The sequence below is a fragment of the Agrobacterium sp. 10MFCol1.1 genome (assembly GCF_000381165.1).
Classification (GTDB): domain Bacteria; phylum Pseudomonadota; class Alphaproteobacteria; order Rhizobiales; family Rhizobiaceae; genus Agrobacterium; species Agrobacterium tumefaciens.
Genome location: NZ_KB906080.1, coordinates 216222 through 242473 on the forward strand (window position 1 = coordinate 216222; position 26252 = coordinate 242473).

A 26252-nucleotide genomic window follows, 5' to 3' on the forward strand; every position below is an offset into this window, starting at 1 on the left:
GGATGCTTGGATATTTCAGAGACAACAAATTTGGATTATTAAAGTGACCACTCTGGATGTGGATGCCGTTCAGGCTTTCGTCACCATTGCCGATCTGCAGAGCTTCACCCGCGCTGCCGAAACGCTCGGAACCACGCAGGGTGCCATCAGCGTCAAGCTCAAGCGGCTGGAAGACCGGCTCGGCCAGCGGCTTCTTGAACGGACGCCGCGCTCGGTGCGCCTTTCCGCGCAAGGCGCAGTGTTTCTAACACCAGCCCGCGAATTCCTTGCCGCGCATGATCGCGCCATGGCAGGGCTTTTTTCCACGCGCCGACGCTTTGGCCTTGGCATAGCCGCCCATGTTGCAGGGCCGGAAGTGCCAACGCTGCTGGCGCGGCTCAACGCGCACGATCCGGGACTGACGATAGAAGTGCGGATGGACAATTCCCGCACGTTGCTGGATGCCTTCGACCGCGGCGAGATCGATGCTGCAATCATCCGGCGCGAGGATGACAGGCGTGATGGCGAAGTGCTCGGGCAAGAGCATTTCGGCTGGTTCGCAGCCCCGCAATTCGAGCATCGTCAGGGCGAGCCACTGCGACTGGCAGCGCTTTCGCCCGCCTGCGGTGTACGTGACATCGCCACTCGTGCTCTTGATTCCGCCGCCATCGCGTGGACGGAAGTCTTTCTTGGCGGCACCTCATCGATGGTGACCGCGGCCGTTTCGGCAGGTCTCGCCATTTCGGCATTCTCCTGCCGCCTGGCGCCACCCGGTACAATCGAGGTCAGCCAGCGTTTCAGCCTCCCGCCGCTGCCTTCCACCGAGATCGTGATGTTCTCGACCCTTACCGACAGCAGATCCCGTGAGGCGCTGCGCACACTGGCCGCCGCTTTCCGGGAGCATCGACCGTGACTGTGAGCGACACCCAGTGGGTGCACAGGTCCTTGACTGGTCGCGCGCCCAGGTCGCACTGATGCGCCCAAGCCGGAGCACACGAGCGCTGGAAGCCATCATCCGCGATCTCATCGAGACCCGCGATGGCGCGACATATTTCGCCGAGCGCGTATGGGGCATTTCCCTCCGCTACGAGCTAGGCGGCAACCATCCGCTGGTGGGCTGCAGCGTTCCGGACTTCGCACTGGCGGACGGGAGGAGCACCGGCGAACTTCTGAGAGAGGGCAAAGGTCTGCTTTTGCACTTTAGCGCGGACGCATCGCTTGAAGCGCTGGCAGGTCGCTGGAACGGCCGGATCTCCTATGTCGCCGGCAATGCCGTCGACCAATTGGGCTTGAGCACAGTCCTGGTGCGCCCCGATGGTATCGTCGCCTGTGCCACGGAGTCTGCTCCGGACAAGGAGAAATTCGCAAGGGCAGCAGCCCGTTGGTTCGGAGAGATTTGAAGGTTATGTGAAGTGGCCGATCCGGTTGCCAAGCCAATTCTTCGGCAGATATGCCAGCCCCCGGCAATCTCGTGATTGTTTCATTGCCTTCCTGCGTCAGCCGTACCGATGTATCGTCCTTCCTATCAATGCAATGGAGTCATCATGTCCCTTCCCCAGAAAATCGGCTTTATCGGAACCGGCGCTATCACCGATGCGATGGTGCGGGGGCTCCTCAGCACGCCTTCCGCCGTGCCGCATGTCATGGTATCCCAGCGCAGCGCGGATATCTCGGCCAGGCTTGCCGCCGATTTCCCGCAGGTGATCGTCTCCAGCGACAATCAGGCGATTGTTGACGGCTGCGATACCGTCGTTTTGGCCATCCGCCCGCAGATCGCCGAGGACGTCATCCGGCCGCTGCGGTTTCGCGAGGGGCAGAAAGTCATAAGCGTCGTTGCCGCAACCGGTCGACATGCACTGCTTGACTGGATCGGCGCGGATGTGCGCCTGACCCAGGCGATCCCGCTGCCTTTTGTCGCCCGCCGCAAAGGCGTCACGGCCGTTTACCCCTCCGATGCGGATACCGCCGCGATCTTCAACGTGCTCGGCAATGCGGTGGAATGTGAAACAAAGGCGGAATACGACCTTCTCGCCGCCGCAAGCGCCCTGATGGCAACCTATTTCGGCATTCTGCAACAGACGACGGAGTGGTTGGCCGAAAACGGCCTGCCGGAAGAAAAGGGCCGCGCCTATCTTGCACCCCTCTTCGCCGGCCTCTCCGAAGTGGCGCTGCTTGCCGGCAAGGACACGGACTTTACCGATCTCAGCCGCGAATTCGCCACCAAGGGTGGCCTGAACGAGCAGGTTCTTCAGGACTTTGACGGCAATGGCGGTTCGAGCGCATTGAAGCGGGCATTGAGCCGCGTGCTGGAACGGATTACGCAATAGACAGTCCGCGCCGACAATCGATCCGAACTGAAAGAACGATGCCATGACCTTTACTATCCATATGATCGATGTATTCGGCTCCGGCCCGCTTTCTGGCAATCCGCTGGCGGTCGTCACGGGTGCAGACACCTTGACCACGGATGACATTCAGCGATTGACGCGGTGGTTCAATCTGTCCGAAACCACGTTTCTGCTGCCGCCCACCCACCCCCAGGCTGATTACCGTGTCCGGATATTCTCACTGGACCGGGAGATGCCGTTTGCCGGACACCCTACGCTCGGCACTTGCCATGCCTGGCTCTCCGAAAACGGCCTGCCCAAAAGCGAAATGGGCATCGTTCAGGAGTGCGGTGCCGGTCTGGTGACGATCCGGCACGCGCATGGTCGACTTTCCTTTGCCGCTCCGCCCCTTGTCCGTTCCGGCGCGCCGACACCCGCAGAGCTGGAAGAGGCCCGGCAGCTGCTGGGAATAGAGACACGCGACATCGTTGATGCCGCATGGATCGACAATGGCCCCGGCTGGTTGGGGATCAGGCTGGCATCGGCTGAGAAGGTGCTTGCCCTTGAGCCGGTCCGCAGCTGGCCCGGCCGCATTGACGTTGGCGTCGTTGGTCCGCACGCAAATGGCGGCGAAGCCGCCTTCGAGGTTCGCGCCTTCTTCAGCGATCATCTGGGCGCCATCGCCGAGGATCCGGTCACCGGAAGCCTCAACGCCTCGCTGGCGCAGTGGCTGTTTGCGACAGGCGTGGTCGCGGAAGACTATGTCGCCGCCCAGGGCACATGTCTTGGCCGTCAAGGCCGCATTTACCTGACCCGCGATGATACCGGCCAGATATGGGTCGGCGGCGAGACACGCACGCAAGTCGAAGGCCGGCTGCACGGCCTTTGAAAAGACAGATAATGACGAGGTGACTTGATGAATAGCAGCGTTTACCGCCCGATTTCGCAACGCGTATTGGCGGATGATTGGGGACGGCTGACCAAATATGAGTATGAACTTCAGCTAAGGGACGGAAGCTGGCAACGGCAGACCCGGGAGGCGTATGATCGCGGCAACGGAGCGACATGCCTGTTGTACAACCCCGCAAACGACCATGTTTTGCTCACCCGCCAGTTCCGTTTGCCGGTTCTCTTGAACGGCGGCCTCGAGTCGCTGATCGAGACTCCGGCGGGGCTGCTGGAAGGCGCTGAACCGGCAGCGCGCATGCGTGCGGAACTGATGGAGGAGACCGGTTATGAGGTTTCCGAACTCACCCATCTGTTCGATATCTATATGAGCCCCGGATCGGTCACCGAATACCTCGCCTTTTTCTACGGCGAATATGCCGAGAACCATAAAGTGGGCACAGGCGGCGGCTCCGCGGACGAGGGAGAAGACATAGACGTGCTGGAAATCGCTCTGCCAGACGCTATGCAGATGATCAGCCGCGGCGATATTCGCGACGCCAAGACCATCATTCTGCTGCAGCACCTCACCATCCGGCTTTTGCAGGAAAAGCACGGAACACGCTGATCTCGACCGCAATATCTACCAATGCGGAAGCGATGCTGATTACGGCCAGACTACAGGATCAACAGGACGAATTTGCCTGACGTAGACTGGCCGAAACCCATCACTTGCGTTGGGCAACAAAGATCAAAGACTTACGATTTGGGCTTCACCTGCCATCCTCAAAACGGAATGCGGGAAAGCCCTTGATGTCGGACGGAATGACCCAAACGCCACCGGAAAGAGGTACCTCGCTCAGCCTGTCTTGCGTCATGTTATGGCGGTGCGATGTCACGAAAAGCGAGCCGAAATCCGGCCCGCCAAAGCAGGGCATCGTTGGATGCGGAACAGGCATCCTTACCGTCCCGATCTGTTGACTGCCGTCTTCCGAGAAAATGTTCAAAACGCCGGCAGATACACCCGCGCTCCAATATCGGCCGCTTATGTCAAGACATCCACCATCGGGCCTTCCGGTCTCTTCCTGCATTTGTGCGACTAGCACACCTTCATCAAATACACCGTTGGTTTTGTCGAAATTCCGCCTGCGTATCCATTTCTGCACGGAATCGCTTTGCCACATGACGGAACCGTCCTGCGAAAAAGCGAGGCCGTTGGGACATGTCAGTCCGGTCTGGATACGTTCGGCCCCATTATTCGTAATACGCCAGAGCTCTCCATAGGGCTGCATCTGCGAGAGCGGGACATTGTGCATGGTACCAACCCAGAAAGCTCCATCCGGACCGACACGTCCGTCATTCAGCCGGCAGGCGATGCCTTCAGGTGCGGGAATGGAATGAAGTGTGCGCCGCGCGCCGCTTTCCGGATTGAGGATGAGTATATCCATCCCGCAAGCGGCAATCAGATCACCGCTCTGACAGAGCCCAAGACTGGAGACGGTTTCCGGGAACGTCCATTCACGATACTGGACGCCGCCCAGCCCAGCTGAACGTAGCTTCTTGCCAAGAATGTCGCACCAGAACAGGACCTGACGTCTTTCGTCCCACACCGGGCTTTCCGCAAGAATGCTGATTTCGTCGCACAGGAGTCCTGCCTGATCGATCGCAGGCGCGTTGTCGAAATTTGCTGTTGTCATTTTCTATCTGAACCGTTGAATTGCGCAGCGTGGCGTTATTCGAAATATTCCTGATGTGCTTCGAAGATCTGCGACAGAATGCCGAGGACGCGGCGGAGATGCTGGCGCAGATAATCCACCGCGCTCTCCTCCTCACGCGCCTTTATTGCATTGTAGACGGCCTCATGCTCCGTCAGCAGTCTGGCCATGTGTGCTTCGTCGGTAATCGCCAGCGCTCGCAGGCGGTCTAGCCCAGCCTTTTCCCGGATCAACAGGGTCTCCAGCCTTTCGAGGCCGGTTGCGGCGGCAAGGGCGCTGTGGAACTGGTCGTCATGGATACGGAAGGCCTTTTTGTCGCCAAGCTCCATCGCCAAACGCTGGCCTTCCAGCGCATGCAGGATTTCCTGGTCCGCTTCGGCCGGGATGCCGGTCTGGCAGAGCCTGCGGGCAGCGGCAACCTCCAGCGCCTCACGAATGAACTGCGCGCTGCGGATATTTTTGTCCGACAGTCTGGAGACATAGGTCCCGCGGCTCGGCAGGGTGACGATCAAACCGTCATCTCGCAGCCGGCTCAACGCCTCGCGCACCGGGGTGCGGCTGGAGTTGAAGGACTGGCCAATCTCGTTTTCCGACACGGCCTGGCCCGGAAACAGCTCCCGCGAAAGGATGGCAGATTTCAGCGCCGAATAGATCTGGTCCACAACCGGTCGGTTGAAATCCAGTCGTTCCATCATCGGCACCGTGCCGCCTGTCATCGGGATCTTTGGCATACGCTCTCCAAATGTCTTTCTCTGTAACCGGTATACCGGAACACTGGTGTGTTGACAACCGGCATACCGGTATGCAATTGAATGGCCATGGGAAGGAGGCTCCCGAATGCAAAATATCAAGACCTGCGTCATCGTTGGTGCCGGAATGGTAGCGAAGACGCATGTGCTTGCCTGTGCGGCAAGCCCTGAAAAAATCCGCCTGAAAGCGATTGTTGACGGTGGCTCCGGCCGCGCGAAAGCGCTGGCTGCCGAAGCGGCAAAACACACCGGTCACCACGTGGCCGTATACGCGTCAATCGAGGAAGCCGCGCGTGACGGCGATGTCGATTTCGCCATCATAGCAACGCCGCCCAATGCCCGCGCCGATATCGTCGGTCCGCTTGCAAAAGCCGGCAAACACATTCTTCTCGAAAAGCCTGTCGCCCGCAACACGCGGGAAGCGGCCGATCTGGTAGCGCTCTGCCGCGATGCGGGTGTAACGCTCGGTATCATTTTCCAGCACCGCATGCGCGCCGCATCGCAAAAGGCACGCGAACTGGTCGCATCCGGCACGCTTGGCGAACTAGGCCTTTGCGAGATTTCGGTGCCGTGGTGGCGTACCCAGGCCTATTATGATGAGCCGGGACGCGGCACGCTTGCGCGTGACGGCGGCGGCGTTCTGATATCGCAGGCAATCCACACGATCGATCTGGCCCTGAGCCTTGCAGGCCCTGTTGCCCGCGTGCAGGCCATGGCGGCAACGACGCGTTTTCACAAGATGGAAACCGAGGATTACGTATCGGCCGGCCTTCGTTTCAAAAACGGCGCCGTCGGCTCGCTCGTCGCGAGCACCGCAAGCTTTCCCGGTGCGCCTGAATCCATTCTTCTCCATTTCGACAAGGCAAGCCTGCGGCTCGCATCCGGCCTGCTGCATGTCGACTGGCGCGACGGCCGCCAGGAAACCTTCGGTGGTGCCGCTTCCGGCACCGGCGGCGGCGCCGATCCCATGGCTTTCACGCATGAATGGCATCAGGGCGTTTTCGACGATTTCGTCGACGCCATTTCTTCAGGGCGCCCGCCGGTCGTCACCGGTGAAGCAGCTCTTTTGTCTCACAGACTGATCGACGCGATCATCAACTCAGCCGAAACCGGCAAGGAAGTGGAACTGCAGGATGAGTAAACCAATCAAGTTCGTGGCTCTCGGCATAGAGCACAGGCACATTTTCGGCATGGCGCAGAACATGCTGGATGCCGGTGCGCAATTTGCGGGCTGGTGGACGCAAGGCGAGCCGGACGTGGTCGAAGGTTTCGTAAAGCGCTTCCCGGACGTGCCGCGTGCTGCCTCCAAGGAGGATTTGCTGGCTGACCAAACCATCGATCTCGTCATCATTGCCGACATTCCGTCCAAGCGTGCCGATCTTGCCATCGCTGCCATGGAAGCAGGCAAGGACGTCATGTCCGACAAGCCGGGCTGCACCACGTTCGACCAGCTTGAGCGCCTGCGCCAGACCGTTGCCAAGACCAAAAGAATCTGGACCGTCGATTTTTCCGAGCGCTTCGAAGTCCCGAGCGTCACGAAAGCCGCCGAGCTGGTTGCACAGGGTGCCATCGGCCGCGTCATCCAGACGGTTGGCCTTGGTCCGCACCGCCTGAACCGACAAATCCGCCCGACATGGTTCTTCGAACGCGAGGCCTATGGCGGCATTCTCACCGATATTGCCAGCCACCAGATCGACCAGTTCATGTTCTTTACCGGGTCCACCGAAGTTGAGATCGTATCTGCCACCGTTGCCAATTACGCCAACCCGGGCGATCCGGGCCTGCAGGATTTCGGCGAAGTCGTGCTGCGCGGCGACAAGGGCCATGGGTATATCCGCGTCGACTGGTACACACCCGATGCACTACCGACATGGGGTGATGGCCGCCTGACGATCCTCGGTACCGAAGGTTATATCGAACTGCGCAAATACGTCGATGTCGGCAACACCGAGGGGACAGACCGTCTGATCCTCGTCAATGGCGACCGTTGCGAATATATCGACGCATCCGGTGCCGGCCTGCCCTACTTCGCCCGTGTATGCGACGATATCCGCAACCGCACGGAAACTGCCATGACGCAGGAACACGTCTTCAAGGTTTGTGACCTCTCGCTTCAGGCGCAGGCCAAGGCTGAAGGAACCGCAGCATGATCGGCGTCGCCATTATCGGCGCCGGTATCGGCGCACAGCATCTCACCGGTTATCTGGCGCTGCCGGAACGTTTCACCGTCAAGGCGATCTGCGATCTTGATGTGGAGCGGGCACGGGCGGTGGCTGGCGAAAATTCTTCCATCCGCATCACGGCGGATCTCGAAGAAGTCCTCGCCGATGAAAGCATTTCGCTCATAGACGTCTGCCTGCCGCCGCATCTGCATTTCCCCGTAATGCTGAAGGCCCACGCGGCCGGCAAGGACGTGGTCTGCGAAAAGCCTCTGGTGCGTTCGCTGGAGGAAGCAAATGCGCTGATGGACTCTGTCAAGAAGACCGGACGGCGCGTCTTTCCGGTTTTCCAGTATCGTTTTGGTCCCGCCCTGCGGCAGCTGCGCGCCCTCATCGACGCCGGACTTGCTGGCAAAGCCTATGTGGCAAGCTCGGAAGTTCACTGGAACCGTGGCGCGAGCTACTACGACATTCCCTGGCGCGGCACCTGGAAGGGTGAATGCGGCGGCGCGATCCTCGGTCACGCCATCCATGCCCACGACCTTCTGTGCCATGTCCTAGGTCCGGTGGAACAGGTCTTCGCCATGGCCGACACCCGGGTGAACAGGATCGAGACGGAAGACTGCGCCGCCATCAGCTTCCGCATGAAGAGCGGCGCGCTCGCCACCAGCTCGGTCACGCTTGGTGCAGCCGACGACACGTCCCGTCTGCGGTTCTGCTTCGAAGGCTTCACGGCCGAAAGCGGAACGCTGCCCTATCGTCCGGCGGAAGATAAATGGCACTTTGCAGCGCGGGCGCCGACCACGCAGGACCAGATCGACGCCGTTCTTGCAACGGTTAAAGATGGCGAAAACGGCTTTACCGGTTTTGTCGAGGCGATTGCCAATGCGATGGAGGGTCGCGGGGGCAAGGAAGTGACGATTACGGACGGCTTGCAGTCCATCGAACTCGTAACCGCAATCTACACGTCGGTACAGGAAGGCACGGCCGTTCGCCTGCCGCTGACCGCTGACAATGAGCGGCTCAAGGGTTGGGCTCCGCGCGCGTCCGCCACGGCATAATCATCTAAAGGGAGGAAACCAGATGAGCAGAAAATACAGCCTGGCGTTTGCCTTGGCCCTGGGGACGGCATCTTTTGCCGGTGCCGCTGAGGCACAGGAAGTTCGCTTCACCTGCGCCTATGACGGCAACGGCTGCGAAGTCCTGAAGGACATCCTGTCGCGTTACGAAAAACAGCATCCTGACGTCAAGATCGTTACGGATATCGTGCCCTACAAGGCGCTTCTCGAAGGCCTGCCGGTGCAGCTCGCCGGCGGCAGCGGCCCGGATTTCGCAACCGTCACCGATCTTGGCGGCCTCAATCGCTATTATCTCGACCTGACGCCCTACGTGGATGCGAAGTACTGGCAGGACAATTTCGGCGATGTGCTGAAATGGTATCGTAGCGGCCCCGACGACAAGGGCATCTATGGTATGCAGACGCAGCTTACCATTACCGGCGCCTTCATCAACCGCACCTTGTTCGATCAGGCGAAAGTCGCCGTTCCCGGCAAAGATGCGACTTTTGACGACTGGGCGAAGGCCGCAAATGAAGTGGCCAAGGCCACCGGCTCGCCATACCCCATGGCGATCGACCGCTCCGGTCACCGTATCGCCGGTCCGGCTATTTCCTACGGTGCGAAACTTTTCGACGCCGACGGCAAGCCGATCCTGGTCGACGAGGGCTTCACCACTTTCGTGAAGAAATTCGTCGAGTGGAACAAGGACGGCACCATGGCGCGTGACGTCTGGGCCGGTCAGGGTGGCAATACCTACCGCGATGCGGCGCAGGAATTCATCAACGGTCAGCTCGTCTATTATTATTCCGGCAGCTGGCAGACAGCGCGCTTCGACAGTCAGGTCGGCGATGCTTTCGACTGGGAAGTCGTGTCGCAGCCATGCGGACCGGCCGCATGCACCGGCATGCCAGGCGGAACGGGTATCGTGGGCTTCAAGCAGACCAAGAACCCCAAGATCGTCGCGGATATTCTGAACTTCCTCGCGCAGGACGAAAATTACCTCGATTTCACTGTCCGTACCCGCAACGTCCCGGCTCACAAGGCCGTCGGCGCAAAGCCTATCGACTACACCGGCGCAACCCCGGCGACCCAGAAGGCCATGAACGCGTGGCTGGATCAGGTCCCTGGTATCAGCCCCATCGCCTACGCCTATCAGGGCTACAAGAACAACCGTGCGATGTTCAACATTTCCGTCCAGCGCGTCACGCAGGCGATTGTTGGCGAAAGCTCGGTTGATGACGCCATGACACGTGCGAAGGCCGATCTTGAGGAAGCGTTGAAACAGGCGAAGTGATCCATCGCCTTCCGGCGCGGCCTTGCCGCGCCGCGCCGGATCGAAGGAGGACCATCAATGTACAGACTTCTTGCGCCCGTCATGGGCATCATAGAGCTACCTTTCGCCCTCTTGCAGAAAATGCTCGGGCATCGGCGCATCGCATGGGTGTTTCTGACACCCAATCTCCTGTTGTTTGCGGTCTTCGCGTTTTTGCCGATCGTTCTCAACATGGCTTATTCAGTGACCGGCAGCGAGCATATCCTGCTGTCGGAACGCCCCTCCGTGGGCGGCGAAAACTTCTCGGTCCTTCTCTCGTGCCAGAACTATTTCGATCCCAATTCCTGTCAGCGCGATCTTTTCTGGCGCTCCGTCTGGAACACGCTTTTCTTCGTCGTGCTGCAGGTCGGGTTCATGGTGGGCTTCTCGCTGATTACGGCGGTCGTGCTCAACCGTGACATCAGGGCACGCGGTTTTTTCCGCGCCGTCTTCTTCTTTCCCGTGCTGCTTTCACCGGTGGTCGTGGCGCTGATATGGAAGTGGATACTGCAGCGTTTCGGCGTCCTGAACGCTGCGCTCGATTCCCTCGGTATCGGTTCGGTGGACTGGCTGCTGGAGGCCAACCTTGCCTTTGGATGGTCGGTATTCCTGTCCGTCTGGGCGCATATGGGCTTTTACACGCTCATCCTGCTTGCCGGTCTTCAGGCCATTCCGCGTGACGTCTATGAGGCGGCACAGCTGGACAAGGCAAGCCCGTGGCGGATTTTCCGCCGGATCACAATGCCGCTTCTCGCCCCGACCATGCTCGTGGTTCTCGTATTGTCCCTCATCAAGGGCGTACAGACCTTCGATGAAGTCTTCGCATTTACCGGCGGTGGGCCGGGTTCGGCGACGACCTTCATCATTCAATTCATCTATCAGACTGGTTTTGCCGGAACACCCCGCAACTTCGGACTGGCCGCGGCGGCTTCGCTGCTGCTTGCCGTGGTTCTCGTGGTGCTGACTGCCCTGCAATTCCGGGCCAACAGGAGCAAAGTCGATGGCTAGGATTGGCGCATTTCTAACCCGCACACGCGGCAGAAACGGCAAATTGCACTGGACCGACTGGCTGTCTTACGCCTATCTCGGCGTTGCCGTTCTGATGATGTTCGGACCCGTTCTTTGGCTCGTTCTCTCCTCCTTCAAGACGGAAGCCGACCTCCAGCGGTTTCCGCCGCGCCTGCTTCCCTATGCGCAGGAAACCGTGGTCATTGACGGTCAGGCCGCACCTTTGCCGGCCTTTGTCGACAAGGAAGGCCGCAAGCTCGGCATGATCAGGCGCGTCGGGCTCGTCGCCCAGGTGGTGGATCCGGCAAAGCCCGGCGAAGTCATGAAGATGCCGTTCAACGAGCTGCGCCCGGCCGAGAAGGTTGCACTGGCGACGGAGAACTACACCGAGCTTTTCCAGCGCTTCAACTTTCCGCTTTATTTCTGGAACTCGACCTTCATCACCGTGACGTCGACCGTCATCATGCTGATCGTGAACTCCATGGCGGCCTTTGCACTGTCGAAATACAGCTTCAAGGGCAGAGGCGTGGTTCTGGCACTCGTCGTCGGAACGTTGATGATCCCGCAGACCGTCGTGCTCGTTCCGCTTTTTCTCATCACCAGCCAGCTCGGCATGATCAACAGCCTGTGGGGTGTGATCATTCCAGGAGCGGCCACACCGACCGGGGTATTTCTGCTGCGCCAATACATGTTGACCATCCCGGATGAAATCCTCGATGCGGCACGCATGGACAAGGCCAGCGAATGGAAAATCTACTGGCGCATCATCCTACCGCTGTCTGCACCGGCGCTCGCGGTGCTGGCCATCCTCGCCATCATGTGGCGTTGGAACGACTTCCTGTGGCCGCTTATCGTGCTGACGCGCAACGACAATTTCACCCTGCAACTGGCGCTCAACTCCTTCCAGGGAGAAATGACGACAGAGTGGAGCAATCTGCTGGCCATGACGGTGCTGACATTGGCGCCAATCGCGCTGGTCTTCATGTTCCTGCAAAAATATATCGCCACCGGCATCGCATCGACCGGCGGAAAATGATCCTCAAGGGAGGGAATGACACAATGGCAAGTATAGAGCTTCGTCAGGTCAAAAAAACATATGGCGCCCTCGACGTCATCAAGGGTATCGATCTCGATATCAAGCACGGCGAGTTCTGTGTTTTCGTCGGCCCGTCCGGTTGCGGAAAATCGACGCTGCTGCGCATGATCTCCGGTCTTGAAGAGCTGAGCGGCGGCGATATCGTCATCGGCGGCGATGTGGTGAACGCGGTTCCGGCTGCCGATCGCGGGCTTGCCATGGTGTTCCAGTCCTACGCGCTCTACCCGCATATGACGGTCCGGGAAAACCTGTCCTTCGGCCTGGAAAACATCGGCACTCCGAAAAAAGACATCGTCGAGAAGGTCTCACAGGTGTCCAAGATGCTGCAGATCGACCAGCTGCTTGAGCGGCGGCCGAAGGATCTGTCGGGCGGCCAGCGACAGCGCGTCGCGATCGGTCGCGCTGTCGTGCGCGAACCGCGGGTTTTCCTGTTTGACGAGCCGCTGTCGAACCTCGATGCGGAACTGCGCGTGGATATGCGCGGCGAGATTTCCAGCCTGCATCGGCGTCTTGGCAATACCATGATCTATGTGACCCACGATCAGGTGGAGGCCATGACGATGGCCGACAAGATTGCCGTGCTGCGCGCCGGAAAGCTCGAGCAGTTCGGCGTTCCCCTCGATCTTTATAATCGCCCCGCAAACCTTTTCGTAGCAGGCTTCATCGGTTCGCCGAAGATGAACTTCTTCGCCGGCGAAGTAGTAGCAGAAGGTCAGCCGTCCCTTAAAATCGCGACCGGCGAATTGATCCCGTTGCCGCAGAGCGGCTTTTCCTACGCACCCGGCCAGAGGGTCACGCTCGGCATTCGCCCCAACCATGTGCAGCCCACACCGGATGGTGCGGTGACCATGTCCGTGCGCACGGCAGAGCAGCTCGGCGGGGAATCCTATCTCTATGGCAACCTCGGTGACGGCAGCCACGTCACCCTGCATCTTGCGGGGCAGACATCGACATCAGCTGGCGAAGTCATCCGCATGTCGGCGCCGCTCCAACATATCCACCTCTTCGATACGAAAAGCGGGCTTACGCTGAAGCAGGACTAAGCCTCCGTCGCCACGCCCCCGTAAAGCAGGACCTTTGACATGACCGACAAAAAACTCCGTTCCTCCCGCTGGTTCGCGCCCGACGATCTGCGCAGTTTCGGCCACCGCTCACGCATGATGCAGCTTGGCTATTCGGAGGAGGATTTTGCCGGCAAGCCCGTCATCGGCATTCTCAACACTTGGTCGGAGCTGAATACCTGTCACTCGCATTTTCCCGAACGTGTGAAGGATGTGAAGCGCGGCGTTCTACAGGCAGGTGGCTTCCCGGTCGAGATGCCCTCGCTTTCGGTCGATGAGAGTTTCACCAAGCCGACCTCCATGCTCTATCGCAACATGCTCGCCATGGAGACGGAGGAAATGATCCGTTCGCATCCGCTGGATGGCGTGGTGCTGATGGGTGGTTGCGACAAGACCACCCCCGGCCTCGTCATGGGAGCGATCTCGGCCGGCGTGCCGATGATCTATCTTCCAGCCGGGCCGATGCTGCGCGGCAACTATGCCGGCAAGGTGCTGGGCTCCGGCTCCGATGCCTGGAAATACTGGGACGAACGCCGGGCCGGTAACGTGACCGATGAAGAATGGCGCGGCGTGCAGGGCGGCATTGCCCGCTCCGCCGGCGTCTGCATGACCATGGGTACGGCATCGACCATGACGGCAATCACCGATGCGCTCGGTCTCACTTTGCCCGGCGCTTCCTCCATCCCGGCGGTGGACGCCGAACACCAGCGCATGTCGGCAGGCTGTGGCCGTCGCATTGTGGAAATGGTGGCCGAGGAGCTGACCCCGGATCGTATTCTTACTGCGGCCGCGTTTCGGAATGCGGCCATCGTTGCCATGGCGACCGGTTGTTCCACCAATGCCGTCGTGCATCTGATTGCCATGGCGCGCCGCGCCGGTGTACCGATGACGCTGGACGAGCTGGACGAACTCGGCCGCGTGACGCCGCTTATCGCCAATGTCCGCCCCTCCGGCAAAGATTACCTGATGGAGGATTTTTATTATGCGGGCGGTCTGCGAGCCCTGATGAAGCAGATCGAAAGCCGTCTGGACTGTTCCGTGCTCACCGTTACCGGCCGCAGCATGGGCGAAAACCTCGAAGGCGCGCGGGTCTATAATGACGACGTCATCCGCTCGCTGGATAACCCTGTTTACGCTGAAGGATCGCTTGCCGTTCTACGCGGCAATCTCTGCCCGGATGGTGCTGTGATCAAGCCCGCCGCCTGCGATCCGAAACTCCATTTCCATGAAGGTCCGGCGCTGGTCTTCGATAGCTACCCCGAGATGAAGGCGGCAATCGACGATGAAAATCTGGATGTGACGCCCGATCACGTTCTGGTTCTGCGTAATGCGGGCCCGCTTGGCGGCCCAGGCTTTCCCGAATGGGGCATGTTGCCCATCCCCAAGGCGCTGATCAAGAAGGGTCACCGCGATATGGTGCGCATCTCCGATGCCCGCATGTCCGGCACCTCCTATGGCGCCTGCGTTCTTCATGTCGCGCCGGAAAGCTTCGTCGGCGGGCCGCTTGCCCTGCTGAAGACCGGCGATATCGTGCGGCTCGATCTGCCCCAGCGCCGTCTCGACATGCTGGTCAGCGAAGAGGAGATCGCCCAGCGTCGGGCCGCATGGCAGGCGCCGCCGCCGCGTTACGAGCGTGGTTATGGCTACATCTTCTCGAAACACGTTACCCAGGCGGATGCCGGATGCGATTTCGATTTCCTGCAGACGGATTTCGGCCGCACCGCTGGCGAACCCGACATATTCTGAGACGGGAGCGCGCAAAATGATGAAACGTTTGCTGATTACGGGCGCCGGCGGCAAGCTGGGCAGCATGTTGCGCGGCAGGCTCGGCCACCTCGCGGAGATCATCCGCCTTTCGGATGTGGTTGATATGGGTGCGGCGGCAGCGAATGAAGAGATCATCCGCTGCTCTCTGGAGGACGGTGGCGCCGTCCATGCGCTGGTGAAGGATTGCGACGGCATCGTCCATCTCGGCGGCATCTCCGTCGAAAAGGCTTACGATCCCATCGAGGCCGCCAATCTGCGCGGTGTCTATAATCTTTACGAGGCAGCAAGGCTTGCTGGCATGCCACGCATCCTGTTTGCCTCCAGCAACCACACCATCGGATATTATCCGCAGGGTGAGCAGCTATCGCCGCAGACGCCGTTTTTGCCGGATGGCCTTTACGGCGTCTCGAAGATTTTCGGCGAGGCAATGGCGAGCCTCTACCATTCCAAATTCGGACAGGAAACGGCCATCGTCCGCATTGGCTCCTGCGAAGAGAAGCCCACCAACTGGCGCATGTTATCCACCTGGCTCAGCCATGACGATCTGGTCTCCCTGGTAGAGGCCGTATTTCACGCGCCAAAACTCGGTTGCCTGGTCATCTGGGGCGTCTCTGCCAATGACGACAGCTGGTGGGATAATTCCCACGTCGATTTTCTCGGCTGGCAGCGGCGGGATAATGCCGCACGCTTCCGGGCCGATATCGAACGGGATGTCCCTCGCCCTGATCCGGATGCCGCAATCGCGAAATACCAGGGCGGCGTTTTCATAGACGAACCGATCCACAAAAACTGATGTGCAGACACTCACGCTATTCGAGGAGAATAAGATGAATACAGAAACCAGGGAAAAATTGATGACGGTTTCCGTCGCCACCCTCGCAACCGCACTCTACAAGCGCGGCCTGCGCAACCAGGTCATTCAGGGCGTCCACCCGCTTGGCCACAAGGGCGCGAACATGGTCGGGCCTGCATTCACGCTGCGTTACATGCCCGCCCGCGAAGACCGCAACCAGCTGGTGGAATTCCGCAACCCAGCACATCCCCAGCGCGTCGCCATTGAGACCTGCCCGCCCGGCCACGTACTGGTCATGGACAGCCGCAAAGACCCGAGCGCCGCATCTGCTGGTGATATTCTTATCACCCGCCTGATGGTGCGCGGTGCTGCCGGCGTCGTTACGGATGGCGGTTTCCGCGATGCTGCGACGATTGCGGAGCTGGATATTCCAGCCTACCACACCCGACCATCCAGCCCTACAAACCTCACGAAACACGAAGCAATTGAAATCAACGGACCGATCGGCTGCGGCGATGCCCCGATTTTCCCCGGGGATATCATTGTCGGTGATGCGGATTGCGTCATCGTCATCCCCGCCGGAATTGCCGACGAAATCGCGACAGAAGCGGTGGAAATGACCGCTTACGAGGATTTCGTGGTCGAACAGGTGAAGGGCGGCGCAACCATCATCGGTCTTTATCCCTGCACGAAGGACGAACACCAGAAGGCTTTCGCCGTATGGCGCGAACAGAGAGACCGTTCGGGCGCGTGAGTCGAACAGAACGCTTGCCGGTTTCGTCGGCAATGCCTTGAAGCAAGCCTGCATGGGTGGCGTCCCACTCATGCAGGCGGACTCGCATGTACAATAATACCAAGTCGCCGAAGCGACTGGGCCGACGATTTTCCCGCACTAAAAACCGGCCCGAAATGGGTTTCTGTCGATATTCGTAAAATGATCCCCTGGAGTTTGTGGTGTTTGGTAACACCCGCAAAAACACATTGACTATGCCTATATTTCCATTAATCTGGATATATGGAACAAGAACAGGCTATTCTCGCTTTGGCGGCGCTTGCGCAGCCAACCCGTCTCGAAACTTTTCGGCTGCTTGTGCGGCACGCACCGGAAGGCTTGCCGGCGGGTGACATCGCGCGCGCGCTGGTGGTGCCGCAAAACACCATGTCCGCGCATCTCAATGTTCTGTCACGCGCGGGCCTCGTATCATCGCAACGCCAGAGCAGAATCATCATGTATCGCGCGCAGATAGAACAGCTTCGCGACATGACGCTGTTTCTCCTGAAGGATTGTTGTGGTGGATCGGCAGAGCTTTGCGCTCCGCTGATCGCCGAGTTGACGCCCTGCTGCACTCCACACGCGGGAAAGTCCGCCTGATGTCCACATTTGAACGTTACCTAACCGTCTGGGTGTTTCTGTGCATCATCGTCGGTGTCGCCCTCGGCCATTTGCTGCCCGGCGTCTTCCAGCTCATTGGCGCGGCCGAGATTGCCAAGGTGAATATCCCGGTCGCAATCCTGATCTGGCTGATGATCATTCCGATGCTGCTGAAGATCGATTTCCGCTCTCTCACGCAGGTCGGCACCTACTGGCGGGGTATCGGCGTCACGCTGTTCATCAACTGGGCCGTCAAGCCGTTCTCGATGGCGTTGCTGGGCTGGCTCTTCATCGGCTGGCTGTTCCGCCCCTATCTTCCCGCTGACCAGATCGACTCCTATATTGCGGGACTGATCATTCTTGCCGCAGCGCCCTGCACTGCCATGGTCTTTGTGTGGTCTAACCTGACACGCGGCGAACCACTATTCACGCTCTCGCAGGTCGCACTCAACGATGCGATCATGGTCATCGCCTTTGCTCCCATTGTCGGCCTTTTGCTTGGCCTGTCCGCAATCACCGTTCCGTGGGACACGCTCGTCCTCTCCGTTGCCCTCTATATCGTCGTGCCCGTCTTCCTCGCGCAGTTCATCCGGCACCGGCTCATGGCGGACGGAACGTCACGGATGCTCGATCGCATTCTCGCAAGGCTGCAGCCGATTTCGCTGGTAGCGCTGCTTGCAACACTGGTTCTTCTCTTCGCCTTCCAAGGCGAGCAGATTATCGCCCAACCAGCCGTCATCGGCTTGCTTGCAATCCCCATCCTTATCCAGGTCTATCTGAACTCCGGGCTCGCCTATCTTCTGAACCGGATGAGCGGCGAACGGCACTGCATTGCCGGTCCGTCGGCACTGATCGGTGCAAGCAATTTCTTCGAACTCGCGGTTGCGGCCGCTATCAGCCTGTTCGGTTTTCAATCAGGCGCAGCACTGGCAACCGTTGTCGGTGTCCTCATCGAGGTTCCGGTCATGCTCTCGGTCGTCTGGATCGTGAACCGCTCGAAGGATTGGTACGAGGCGGCCCCAGCCGTTTCCCGAAACACAATTACCGAAAGGCAATGAGCATGGACGTCACCATCTATCACAACCCGGATTGCGGCACTTCGCGCAACACCCTCGCACTCATTGAGCACGCCGGTATTCAACCCACTGTGATCGAGTATCTGAAAACCCCGCCGAGCCGCGAGCAACTCGTCAAGATGATCGCCGACGCCGGGCTGACCGTCCGCGAGGCGATCCGCGAGAAGGGCACGCCCTATACGGTGCTTGGGCTTGGATATCCTGAACTGACCGATGACCAGTTGATCGATGCCATGCTCGAGACGCCAATCCTGATCAACCGGCCATTCGTCATCACCCCAATGGGTACGCGGTTGTCGCGCCCCTCGGAAGTGGTTCTGGATATACTTCCGGCAGACGCATTCAAGGGGCCGTTTACCAAAGAAGACGGCGAACAGGTCCTCGATGATGAAGGAAAGCGCATTGCCTGACACATTCCCCGCACTTGAGGGCCAGCACCTGCACGCGATTGATCTCGATGCTCTGCGTCCGGCCTTTTCGACACATAAGCCCCGCATTCTGATCCTCTACGGTTCGCTACGCGAGGTGTCCTACAGTCGTTTGCTTGCCTTCGAAGCAGGGCGGCTGCTCGAACGGCTTGGATGCGAAGTTCGGATATTCGATCCGAAGGGCCTGCCTTTGCCCGACGAAGCACCCGTGAGCCACCCGAAGGTGCAGGAATTGCGTGAGCTCTCGCAATGGTCGGAAGGGCAGGTTTGGGTAAGTCCCGAGCGCCACGGCGCGATGACCGGCATCATGAAGTCGCAGATAGACTGGATTCCTCTCTCGCTCGGATCTGTTCGCCCGACACAGGGCAAGACGCTCGCCGTCATGGAGGTTTCCGGCGGCAGCCAGTCCTTCAATGCTGTGAACCAGATGCGTATCCTCGGGCGATGGATGCGGATGATCACCATCCCCAACCAGTCGTCGGTCGCAAGGGCGTATCAGGAGTTCGATGCTAACGGACGGATGAAGCCGTCTCCCTATTACGACCGGGTGGTGGATGTCTGCGAGGAGCTGGTTAAGTTCACCATCGTGACCCGCGATGCCTCGGCCTATTTGACCGACCGCTACAGCGAGCGGAAGGAAGAAGCGGTCGAGTTGGAGAAGCGGGTCTCCCTGAAATCGATCTGACGACCTAGGTTGTTGCGGTGGCTGGCCGCCGACAGGATGCTGCCACCGCAACGAATGCCGTGATGCTGACCGCGCCGAGACATGCGTTTCCAATGAGTGACAGGCTCAGGCCAAAGTTTTCCATGGACGCCGCGAACGCGAAGGGTGCCCCGGCTCCGAGCGCCAGTCGAGCTGCCGCCATCTTGCCCGTGATCGCGCCATACCCTTCCGATCCGAACAGATAGAGTGGCAGGCTACCCTGCGCGATGCTGTTGATGCCTGACCCAAGCCCGAGGCAGATTGCGAACGCGACTGCCCCCGGTAGCCAGTCTCGCGTTGCCAGCAAGATCAGGATGCCGAACACAATCAGCACCGCCGACAGGACGGCGAGCGCTGGCGGCGACAGGTTCTTTCCGAAGACCATGTTGATCAGGCGGCTTGCGACCTGTGCCGGACCGAACAGAGATCCTATAACTACTGCCGCGCCACCTAGCCCGATGGAACCGAGCATCGGCACCATGTGCGCGAGGATCGCGGCAAGCGTAAATCCGAGAAGCGCGAAGGCGAACGACACCATGATCATGCTTCGGCGGCGCGCATCGTGGGGGATTGCTCCGATTATGGCTTCGCGAGGGACAGCCGCATCCGCATTCGGTCCGGTCTTGCCGACGCGCATGATCCAGACGTGTAGAGGCATGCAAAGGAACAGGTTCAGCGCTGCAAAGACCAGATAGATCTCACGCCACGACATCCATTCGGAAAGCGCGGCCGAGATCGGCCAGAAGATCGTCGATGCGAACCCGCCGATCAGCGTGAGGTAGGTGATGCTGCGGGCGGCGGTTCTGGGATCGCTTTCGACCAGCGTCGCGAATGCGGCCTGATACTGCACCATTCCGGACGATACCTCGAGCAGGATGATGGCAACGGCGAAGATTGCGACTGACGGTGACCAGGCACAGAGCGACAGCATCAAGGCCGCAAGGGCTGAGCCAACCGTCATCACCGTGGCGGCTCCGATCCTATCCATCTGCCTGCCGATATAGGTTGCCGACAGACCTCCGATGAATAGCGACACCGAGAAGACGCCAAATACCTCCGCCAATGTCAGGCCGAGGTCTTCCGCCATGCCGGGCGCAAGAATACTGAAACTGTAATAGAGAGTGCCGTAACCGATGATCTGCGTGAGGCCAAGCGCTGAGACGATGCCAGCAGGTACTTTCGAATTATGCAATGATATTGCCCCCACCGGAGGAAGTGCCGGCCGGACTGGCGCATCCATCGCTTCGCTCGACATTCTCCAGAATCGCCGGATGTTCAGCACAACAGTCTTCTACCAGGAATTTCACAAGCTCGGCCAAAGTGTCGTAGCTGGCGCTGTAAAGGATAGACCTCGATATTCGTCGTTGCGAGACCAGGCCAGACCGCTCCAGTTCCTTGAGATGAAACGACACGTTCGTTGCCGAGACGCCCATGCGCTCGGCGATTGCACCGGCGGCCAGTCCGTCAGGACCGGCAACGACAAGTGCTCGAACGATCGCGAGGCGCGTCTCCTGAGAGAGGGCAGCAAATGCCGAAAGAGCCTGATGCTGGTCCATACTTCAATAATCCTTGAATTATTGAAGTATGGATAGCGAACGGCGATGCCATCGGCAAGGCAATTTCTTCCGAGATCACACTTGCCCCCTGGAACATACGTAGGCGTTCGCGGCGACCGGGCTATCAGCGGCGTATGCTCTACGCCTTGCGCGCGTTCTTGTGAAACGCCTCTGATGCGAAACCGGCGAGTTCGCGAATGAAGAAATCGAGCACCGTCGAAGGCTTTTCAGCGGACCGCGTGGCAATAACGAAGGTGGACTGGATACGGGTCTTTGCTGCCATCAACGGCCGGAAAATTCCTTTCTGGACCCAATCATCTGCATAATGATCAGGCAGATACCCAACATAGTGGCCGGACATCACGAACATCGCCTGAGCCTCCATGTTGGAGGCCGAAGCGCGCGCCCGTGCCTGCGGAAAATATTGCAGCTCACGCATATTGGCATAGGGCCGCACGACAAAATCGAAGGATTCGATGCGCTCGACGGAAAGTTCGGCATCGGGAAGATGAAAGAGCTGGTGTCCCTTCGCGCAATACAGTGAATGCGCCTCTTCCCTGAAGCGCGAAAGCTTCAGGCCCTGATACGGCAGCGTTTCCGGTAAAAGTGCGATGTCGAGGCCGCCATTGGCAATTTCCGACAACAGGGCGTCCGGCGTGTCGATCACCAGCTCGATACGTGCTTCCGGCGCCTTTTCGCTGATGCGGGCGATGATGCGGTGAATGGGCAGGTCGTGATCGGTAATCGTGTTGTCCACAAGTCCCAGTCGCAACGTACCGGTAATACGGTTCTTGAGCGTACCGATATCGCTTTCGAAGGCGTTCAGCGCCAGGAACAGCACTTTCGAACGCTCATGCACGAGCGCGCCGCGATCCGTCAATTCAAAACCGGATCGCCCTCGCCGACACAGCTTGAAACCGAGCCTGTCTTCCAGCGCCTTGATATGGAAACTGACAGCGGACTGGCTCAGCCCGAGCGTGATTTGCGCGCCGAGAAAACTCTTGTGCTCCACGACGGCGCGGAAGACGGCGAGAGAACGAAGGTCGGATTGCGCGAGCTGCATGGGGACCGTTACATCAATTTTACAAATATAAACTCCATCAGTTTCCTATTTTTCTGGAATAATGTCCATGGTTTCCTCCTCCCCAATCACAAACCAATAAGGGAACGAAACCATGCAAAACCTGCCCACTCTGAAATCTCTCACGCTCTGCGCAGCTTTCGCCGTCAGCCTCGGCGCATCCGCCCATGCCGCCGATCTTCTGGAAAAGATCAAGGCCGATAAGGTTTTCACTGTCGCAACCGAGGCCCGGTTTGCGCCGTTCGAATTTGTCGAGGACGGCAAGATCGTCGGTTATTCCGCTGACATCATGCAAGAAGTCATGAAAGCCTTGCCGGGCGTTGAGCTGAAGCGTCTCGATCTGCCCTGGCAGGGCATCCTGCCAGGCCTTGCCGCCAGCCGCTTCGATTATGTCGTGACCTCGGTCACCGTGACGCCGGAACGCATGAAGGCCTACAAGCTCTCAGCACCCGTTGCAGATGCGACGATGGCAATCCTGAAACGCAAGGGCGATGCCGAGATCTCCAAGCCGGAAGATATCGCGGGTAAGCCCGTCGGCTCGCAGGCGGGCTCCGCGCAGCTCAAGGCGCTTGAGACGTTTTCCGCCGAACTGAAGGCGGCCGGCAAGGATGCCACGACGGTCTCCAGCTACACGGATTTCTCAGAAGCTTATGCCGACCTCGGTGCCGGGCGCCTGCGCGCCGTCGTCAACTCGCTTCCAAACCTTCTGGAAGCTGCACGCCAGCGGCCGGATGCTTTTGAAGTCGTTCTGCCGACCTTCGGACCGAAGACCTATTTCTCATGGGCGGGCCGCAACGATACTGACAGTGCGACGCTAAATGCCTTCATGGACAGTGAATTGGCAAAGCTCAATGCATCCGGCAAACTGGCCGAATTCCAGAAGAAATGGTTCGGCGCGCAGATGGAGCTGCCCGCCACTCTGCCGGCGACTGAGTGACCGGCAGGTCGAACCGGTCATGGACAAGATATCTTTTGCCATCTGGCCGGTTCTTCTGGACGGCCTCTTCACCACGCTGACCGTCAGCCTTTCGGCGCTTCTCCTGGGAGCGCCGCTGGCCCTTCTCCTCGCGGCCTGCGGTCGCAGCGGCCGCCTGCCCCGCCTGGCATCCGGTCTCTACATCTCCTTCTGGCGAGGCACGCCCATTCTAGTCCAGCTGCTGATCGTCTTCTACGTCCTGCCACTTCTGGGGCTGGATCTGACGCCGGTTGCTGCCGCAACTGTGGCGCTGGCGCTAAACACAGCCGCCTTCCAGTCGGAGATATACAGGGCAGGCCTGCAATCCATTCCAAAGGGAGAGCGGGAAGCCGCCGCCATGCTCGGCCTTTCCGCAGGTCGTACATTCCTGCACATTGAAGTGCCTCAGGCCTTCAGAACCATGTTGCCGGCACTTGTCGGCGAGATACAGGCTCTCGTGAAGAACTCCTCACTCGTTTCGGTCATCGCCGTCACCGACTTGACGCGCCGTGCCCAGCAATATGCGGCCACCACCTTCCGGCCACTCGACGCCTATCTCTCGGCTCTCCTGCTTTATGTCGCGGTTGGAGCGCTGCTTGCGGGAATAGGCCTCCTTGTCGAACGGCACCTGACAAAGGAAGCGACGCGATGATTTCCGGCTTTCTGAACGATATTCCTCTCTATGCGGCCGGTTTGTTCACAACACTGACAGTTTCCATTGCGGGTATCGCACTGGCCGTCATCATCGGTATCGTGCTGGCTGCGGCGCTACGGTCGCGGTACATGGCCATCTCCCTGCCGGTAAGGCTTTATGTGGAGTTTGCCCGCGGCGCGCCGCTCGCGCTGATCCTGTTTCTTTTCTATTATGGCGGCCCGCAATTGGGGCTGATCCTCAGCCCCTATGCCGCCGGCATCGTCGGTCTCGGCCTCTATGGCGCTGGCCCCTTTGCGGAGATTTTCCGCGCCGGTTTCAATGCCGTTCCAAGAGGCGAGATCGAAGCGGCGGGAATGCTGGGCATTACCGTCGGCGACACCTTTCTCCACATCCAGATGCCGCAGGCGCTGGCACTGACACTGCCGGCTTCGGTCGGCCAGGCCATTAATCTTGTCAAGGAATCCGCCGTTCTGTCCGTCATCACGCTCAGCGAGCTGACCAAGGTCGCCGGTACGATCAGCTCGATCACCTTCGCGGTCGTAACCCCTTATCTCACCATTGCCCTGCTCTACTGGGCAATCGTCGAAATCCTGTCGCGGCTCGGCCTCTATCTCGAACGCCGCCTTTCCACCGAAGGCTCCTGACATGAGCGAACGAACAGTTGTTATTTCCGCGCGCGGCCTGGAGAAAAGGTTCGGTGACAAGACCGTTCTGAAAGGCATCGATCTCGACATTCATATGGGTGATGTCCTGTGCATCATCGGACCTTCGGGATCGGGCAAGAGCACACTTCTGCGCTCGCTTGCATTTCTCGATCCCTATGACGCGGGTGATGTCGATGTCTTCGGCCGCCTGATCGGCTGGCGTGAAACCCCGCTTGGCCGCGAACGCGCCGGTCCGAAAGAACTGGCAGAGACGCGCCGCCCGCTTGGAATGGTCTTTCAGCACTTTCATCTGTGGCCGCATATGAGCGTCATCAAAAACGTGACATTGGCGCTCAGGCTCGTCCATGGCCTTCCCCAGGCCGAAGCGATAAAGCGCGGCCGCGCCATGCTGGATAAAGTCGGGCTTGCCGCTTTCGCTGACCGCCGACCCGACGGCCTGTCCGGTGGGCAGAAGCAACGCGTCGCCATCGCCCGCGCACTGGCGGTGAACCCTCGCGCCATGCTGTTCGACGAGCCGACCTCGGCACTCGATCCCGAACTTGTCGGTGAAGTGCTTTCCGTCATGAAGACGCTCGCGGCGGAAGGAATGACCATGGTCATCGTCACGCACGAAATGGGTTTTGCCGCACATGCGGCCAACCGTGTCGTCTTCATGGATGACGGCAAGATCGTTGAGGAAGGCGCGCCGCAGACGCTTTTCAGTAATCCGAAGAGCGAACGCCTTTCCCAATTTCTGCAAACCTGGCGCAAGCGCGCACTTTGATATCTGAAAGGACATCTCTATGACTGCCCACGGCTATGACGGCGGACGATTGAACCTGCCATTCGTCGGTATTTCCACCTTTGCCAAAAGTCCCTACGTCGAAAACTGGGACGCGATCGATGCGGATGTGGCGGTCCTCGGTGCCCCGTTCGATTTTGGGACGCAATGGCGCCCCGGCGCCCGCTTCGGGCCGCGCAGCATCCGTGAGGCCTCCACCCTGTTTTCCTTCGGCCACGCGGGCGCCTACGATCACGAGGACGACGTCACATATCTGGAAGGCGTGAAGATCGTCGATATAGGCGACGCCGACATTGTTCATACCGATACGGTGAACAGCCACGCGAATATTGAGTTCGGCGTCCGCAAGATCCTTAAAGCCGGCGCACTGCCTGTGGTGCTTGGCGGAGACCACTCCATCAACATCGCCTGCATCAATGCCTTCAGCGATCAGGAGCCGATCCATCTGGTGCAGATCGACGCGCATCTGGATTTCGTCGATGAGCGTCACGGCGTCCGCTTCGGACATGGCAGCCCCATGCGCCGCGCCTCGGAAAAACCGTGGGTCACCGGAATGACCCAGCTCGGTATCCGCAACGTCTCCTCCACCGCAAAGGAAGGATACGACTATGCCCGCTCCCAGGGCTCGGATATTCTCTCCGTGCGCCAGATCCGCAAACTCGGCGTGGACGCCGTAGTGGAGCGCATCCCCGCGGGCAAGCGCTATTATCTTTCGATCGATATCGATGGCTTCGACCCGTCCATCGCGCCAGGAACCGGGACCCCGAGCCATGGCGGCTTCATCTATTACGAGGTACTGGAACTGATTGCAGGTCTTGCAAAGCGTGGCGAGATCGTCGGCATTGATCTGGTCGAGGTCGCGCCTGATTACGATCACACCGGCTCCACCGCCATTCTGGCTGCGCAGATTCTGCTCAACACGATCGGACGTATCTTCATAGCTCGGAACGCATAAAAAACCGCGATCCGCCGGTACTGGATCCTTGGACACGCAGCGCGCAAGAAGGGCCGCCCTTGGGGCTTCCTGGAGTTCGATGGTCTCGTCAGACGTGAAGCCAAAAGCCCTCCCCG

28 protein-coding genes and 1 pseudogene are annotated in these 26252 nt (G+C 59.5%); 24 read left to right on the plus strand and 5 right to left on the minus strand.

The annotated features are described in order from the left end of the window. Nucleotides 1–43: 43 nt before the first annotated feature. From F617_RS0121075 to F617_RS0121095, 5 genes and pseudogenes are all read left to right on the plus strand, one after another. On the plus strand, nucleotides 44–892 hold the full coding sequence (locus F617_RS0121075; protein ID WP_019566595.1) for a LysR family transcriptional regulator: 849 nt from the start codon (nucleotides 44–46) through the stop codon (nucleotides 890–892). 1 nt (nucleotide 893) lies between these two features. Further along, a pseudogene (locus F617_RS0121080) lies at nucleotides 894–1379 on the plus strand (FAD-dependent oxidoreductase); the annotation flags it as partial. Between the two features lie 144 nt (nucleotides 1380–1523). After that, on the plus strand, nucleotides 1524–2306 hold the full coding sequence (locus F617_RS0121085) for a pyrroline-5-carboxylate reductase (protein WP_019566597.1): 783 nt from the start codon (nucleotides 1524–1526) through the stop codon (nucleotides 2304–2306). Nucleotides 2307–2349: 43 nt separating this feature from the next. Continuing rightward, nucleotides 2350–3195 (plus strand): PhzF family phenazine biosynthesis protein, encoded by an 846-nt coding sequence (locus F617_RS0121090; protein WP_019566598.1) that lies wholly within the window; start codon nucleotides 2350–2352, stop codon nucleotides 3193–3195. 27 nt (nucleotides 3196–3222) lie between these two features. Next, a complete protein-coding gene (locus F617_RS0121095; RefSeq protein ID WP_019566599.1) occupies nucleotides 3223–3819 on the plus strand; it encodes an NUDIX domain-containing protein in 597 nt (198 codons plus the stop codon). Nucleotides 3820–3964: 145 nt separating this feature from the next. On the opposite strand, the gene F617_RS0121100 is transcribed toward F617_RS0121095, so the two are convergent. Further along, the gene (locus F617_RS0121100; protein WP_019566600.1) at nucleotides 3965–4888 is read right to left on the minus strand and encodes an SMP-30/gluconolactonase/LRE family protein; all 924 of its coding nucleotides are present in this window, start codon (nucleotides 4886–4888) and stop codon (nucleotides 3965–3967) included. A gap of 35 nt (nucleotides 4889–4923) precedes the next feature. Continuing rightward, the gene (locus F617_RS0121105; protein WP_019566601.1) at nucleotides 4924–5637 is read right to left on the minus strand and encodes a GntR family transcriptional regulator; all 714 of its coding nucleotides are present in this window, start codon (nucleotides 5635–5637) and stop codon (nucleotides 4924–4926) included. Between the two features lie 106 nt (nucleotides 5638–5743). On the opposite strand from F617_RS0121105, the gene F617_RS0121110 reads away from it, so the two are divergent. From F617_RS0121110 to arsH, 14 genes are all read left to right on the plus strand, one after another. Beyond that, nucleotides 5744–6796, plus strand: a complete 1053-nt coding sequence (locus F617_RS0121110) for a Gfo/Idh/MocA family protein (protein ID WP_013761993.1) — start codon at nucleotides 5744–5746, stop codon at nucleotides 6794–6796. Further along, complete coding sequence (locus tag F617_RS0121115) at nucleotides 6789–7805, plus strand: Gfo/Idh/MocA family protein (protein ID WP_019566602.1); 1017 nt, start codon at nucleotides 6789–6791, stop codon at nucleotides 7803–7805. The genes F617_RS0121110 and F617_RS0121115 overlap by 8 nt, the downstream gene beginning before the upstream one ends. Continuing rightward, nucleotides 7802–8875, plus strand: a complete 1074-nt coding sequence (locus F617_RS0121120) for a Gfo/Idh/MocA family protein (RefSeq protein WP_019566603.1) — start codon at nucleotides 7802–7804, stop codon at nucleotides 8873–8875. The genes F617_RS0121115 and F617_RS0121120 overlap by 4 nt, the downstream gene beginning before the upstream one ends. 22 nt (nucleotides 8876–8897) lie before the next feature. Then, nucleotides 8898–10166: an ABC transporter substrate-binding protein gene (locus tag F617_RS0121125; RefSeq protein ID WP_019566604.1), complete on the plus strand. Its 1269-nt coding sequence runs from the start codon at nucleotides 8898–8900 to the stop codon at nucleotides 10164–10166. A gap of 57 nt (nucleotides 10167–10223) precedes the next feature. After that, the gene (locus F617_RS0121130; RefSeq protein ID WP_003518048.1) at nucleotides 10224–11192 is read left to right on the plus strand and encodes a carbohydrate ABC transporter permease; all 969 of its coding nucleotides are present in this window, start codon (nucleotides 10224–10226) and stop codon (nucleotides 11190–11192) included. Next, nucleotides 11185–12228 carry a carbohydrate ABC transporter permease gene (locus F617_RS0121135; protein ID WP_003518047.1) on the plus strand — a complete coding sequence of 348 codons (1044 nt, stop codon included), beginning with the start codon at nucleotides 11185–11187 and terminating at the stop codon, nucleotides 12226–12228. Before F617_RS0121130 ends, F617_RS0121135 begins: the two co-directional genes overlap by 8 nt. 23 nt (nucleotides 12229–12251) lie before the next feature. Continuing rightward, nucleotides 12252–13331 carry an ABC transporter ATP-binding protein gene (locus F617_RS0121140; RefSeq protein ID WP_003518045.1) on the plus strand — a complete coding sequence of 360 codons (1080 nt, stop codon included), beginning with the start codon at nucleotides 12252–12254 and terminating at the stop codon, nucleotides 13329–13331. A 39-nt stretch (nucleotides 13332–13370) separates the two neighbouring features. Beyond that, nucleotides 13371–15095, plus strand: coding sequence for an L-arabinonate dehydratase (gene araD / locus F617_RS0121145; RefSeq protein ID WP_019566605.1), 1725 nt, complete (start codon nucleotides 13371–13373; stop codon nucleotides 15093–15095). 16 nt (nucleotides 15096–15111) lie between these two features. Then, the gene (locus F617_RS0121150; protein WP_025595272.1) at nucleotides 15112–15909 is read left to right on the plus strand and encodes an NAD(P)-dependent oxidoreductase; all 798 of its coding nucleotides are present in this window, start codon (nucleotides 15112–15114) and stop codon (nucleotides 15907–15909) included. Between the two features lie 34 nt (nucleotides 15910–15943). Then, the gene (locus tag F617_RS0121155) at nucleotides 15944–16663 is read left to right on the plus strand and encodes a ribonuclease activity regulator RraA (RefSeq protein ID WP_003518042.1); all 720 of its coding nucleotides are present in this window, start codon (nucleotides 15944–15946) and stop codon (nucleotides 16661–16663) included. 261 nt (nucleotides 16664–16924) lie between these two features. Beyond that, nucleotides 16925–17281 carry a helix-turn-helix transcriptional regulator gene (locus F617_RS0121160; RefSeq protein ID WP_003518041.1) on the plus strand — a complete coding sequence of 119 codons (357 nt, stop codon included), beginning with the start codon at nucleotides 16925–16927 and terminating at the stop codon, nucleotides 17279–17281. After that, entirely contained in the window at nucleotides 17281–18339 is a 1059-nt protein-coding gene (arsB, locus tag F617_RS0121165) for an ACR3 family arsenite efflux transporter (protein WP_013761984.1), read from the plus strand. The genes F617_RS0121160 and arsB overlap by 1 nt, the downstream gene beginning before the upstream one ends. 2 nt (nucleotides 18340–18341) lie before the next feature. Beyond that, a complete protein-coding gene (arsC, locus tag F617_RS0121170; RefSeq protein WP_003518039.1) occupies nucleotides 18342–18767 on the plus strand; it encodes an arsenate reductase (glutaredoxin) in 426 nt (141 codons plus the stop codon). After that, nucleotides 18742–19470 carry an arsenical resistance protein ArsH gene (gene arsH / locus F617_RS0121175; RefSeq protein ID WP_019566607.1) on the plus strand — a complete coding sequence of 243 codons (729 nt, stop codon included), beginning with the start codon at nucleotides 18742–18744 and terminating at the stop codon, nucleotides 19468–19470. Before arsC ends, arsH begins: the two co-directional genes overlap by 26 nt. A 4-nt stretch (nucleotides 19471–19474) precedes the next feature. On the opposite strand, the gene arsK is transcribed toward arsH, so the two are convergent. The 3 genes from arsK to F617_RS0121190 all read right to left on the minus strand — a co-directional run bounded on the left by arsK (nucleotide 19475) and on the right by F617_RS0121190 (nucleotide 22107). Then, nucleotides 19475–20680 (minus strand): arsenite efflux MFS transporter ArsK, encoded by a 1206-nt coding sequence (arsK, locus tag F617_RS0121180; protein ID WP_019566608.1) that lies wholly within the window; start codon nucleotides 20678–20680, stop codon nucleotides 19475–19477. Further along, nucleotides 20673–21044 carry a helix-turn-helix transcriptional regulator gene (locus F617_RS0121185; protein ID WP_019566609.1) on the minus strand — a complete coding sequence of 124 codons (372 nt, stop codon included), beginning with the start codon at nucleotides 21042–21044 and terminating at the stop codon, nucleotides 20673–20675. The genes arsK and F617_RS0121185 overlap by 8 nt, the downstream gene beginning before the upstream one ends. A 139-nt stretch (nucleotides 21045–21183) precedes the next feature. Beyond that, entirely contained in the window at nucleotides 21184–22107 is a 924-nt protein-coding gene (locus F617_RS0121190) for a LysR family transcriptional regulator (protein ID WP_003518035.1), read from the minus strand. 112 nt (nucleotides 22108–22219) lie between these two features. Here F617_RS0121190 and F617_RS0121195 point away from each other — a divergent pair, with 112 nt between their 5' ends. From F617_RS0121195 to speB, 5 genes are read left to right on the plus strand one after another with little or no spacing between them, the layout of a single operon-like run. Continuing rightward, nucleotides 22220–23062 (plus strand): transporter substrate-binding domain-containing protein, encoded by an 843-nt coding sequence (locus F617_RS0121195; RefSeq protein WP_019566610.1) that lies wholly within the window; start codon nucleotides 22220–22222, stop codon nucleotides 23060–23062. A gap of 19 nt (nucleotides 23063–23081) precedes the next feature. Further along, a complete protein-coding gene (locus tag F617_RS0121200; RefSeq protein WP_019566611.1) occupies nucleotides 23082–23732 on the plus strand; it encodes an amino acid ABC transporter permease in 651 nt (216 codons plus the stop codon). Next, entirely contained in the window at nucleotides 23729–24379 is a 651-nt protein-coding gene (locus tag F617_RS0121205) for an amino acid ABC transporter permease (RefSeq protein ID WP_019566612.1), read from the plus strand. The genes F617_RS0121200 and F617_RS0121205 overlap by 4 nt, the downstream gene beginning before the upstream one ends. A gap of 1 nt (nucleotide 24380) precedes the next feature. Further along, nucleotides 24381–25163, plus strand: a complete 783-nt coding sequence (locus F617_RS0121210) for an amino acid ABC transporter ATP-binding protein (RefSeq protein WP_019566613.1) — start codon at nucleotides 24381–24383, stop codon at nucleotides 25161–25163. Nucleotides 25164–25182: 19 nt separating this feature from the next. Beyond that, nucleotides 25183–26136 (plus strand): agmatinase, encoded by a 954-nt coding sequence (gene speB / locus F617_RS0121215; protein ID WP_019566614.1) that lies wholly within the window; start codon nucleotides 25183–25185, stop codon nucleotides 26134–26136. Nucleotides 26137–26252 lie beyond the last annotated feature (116 nt).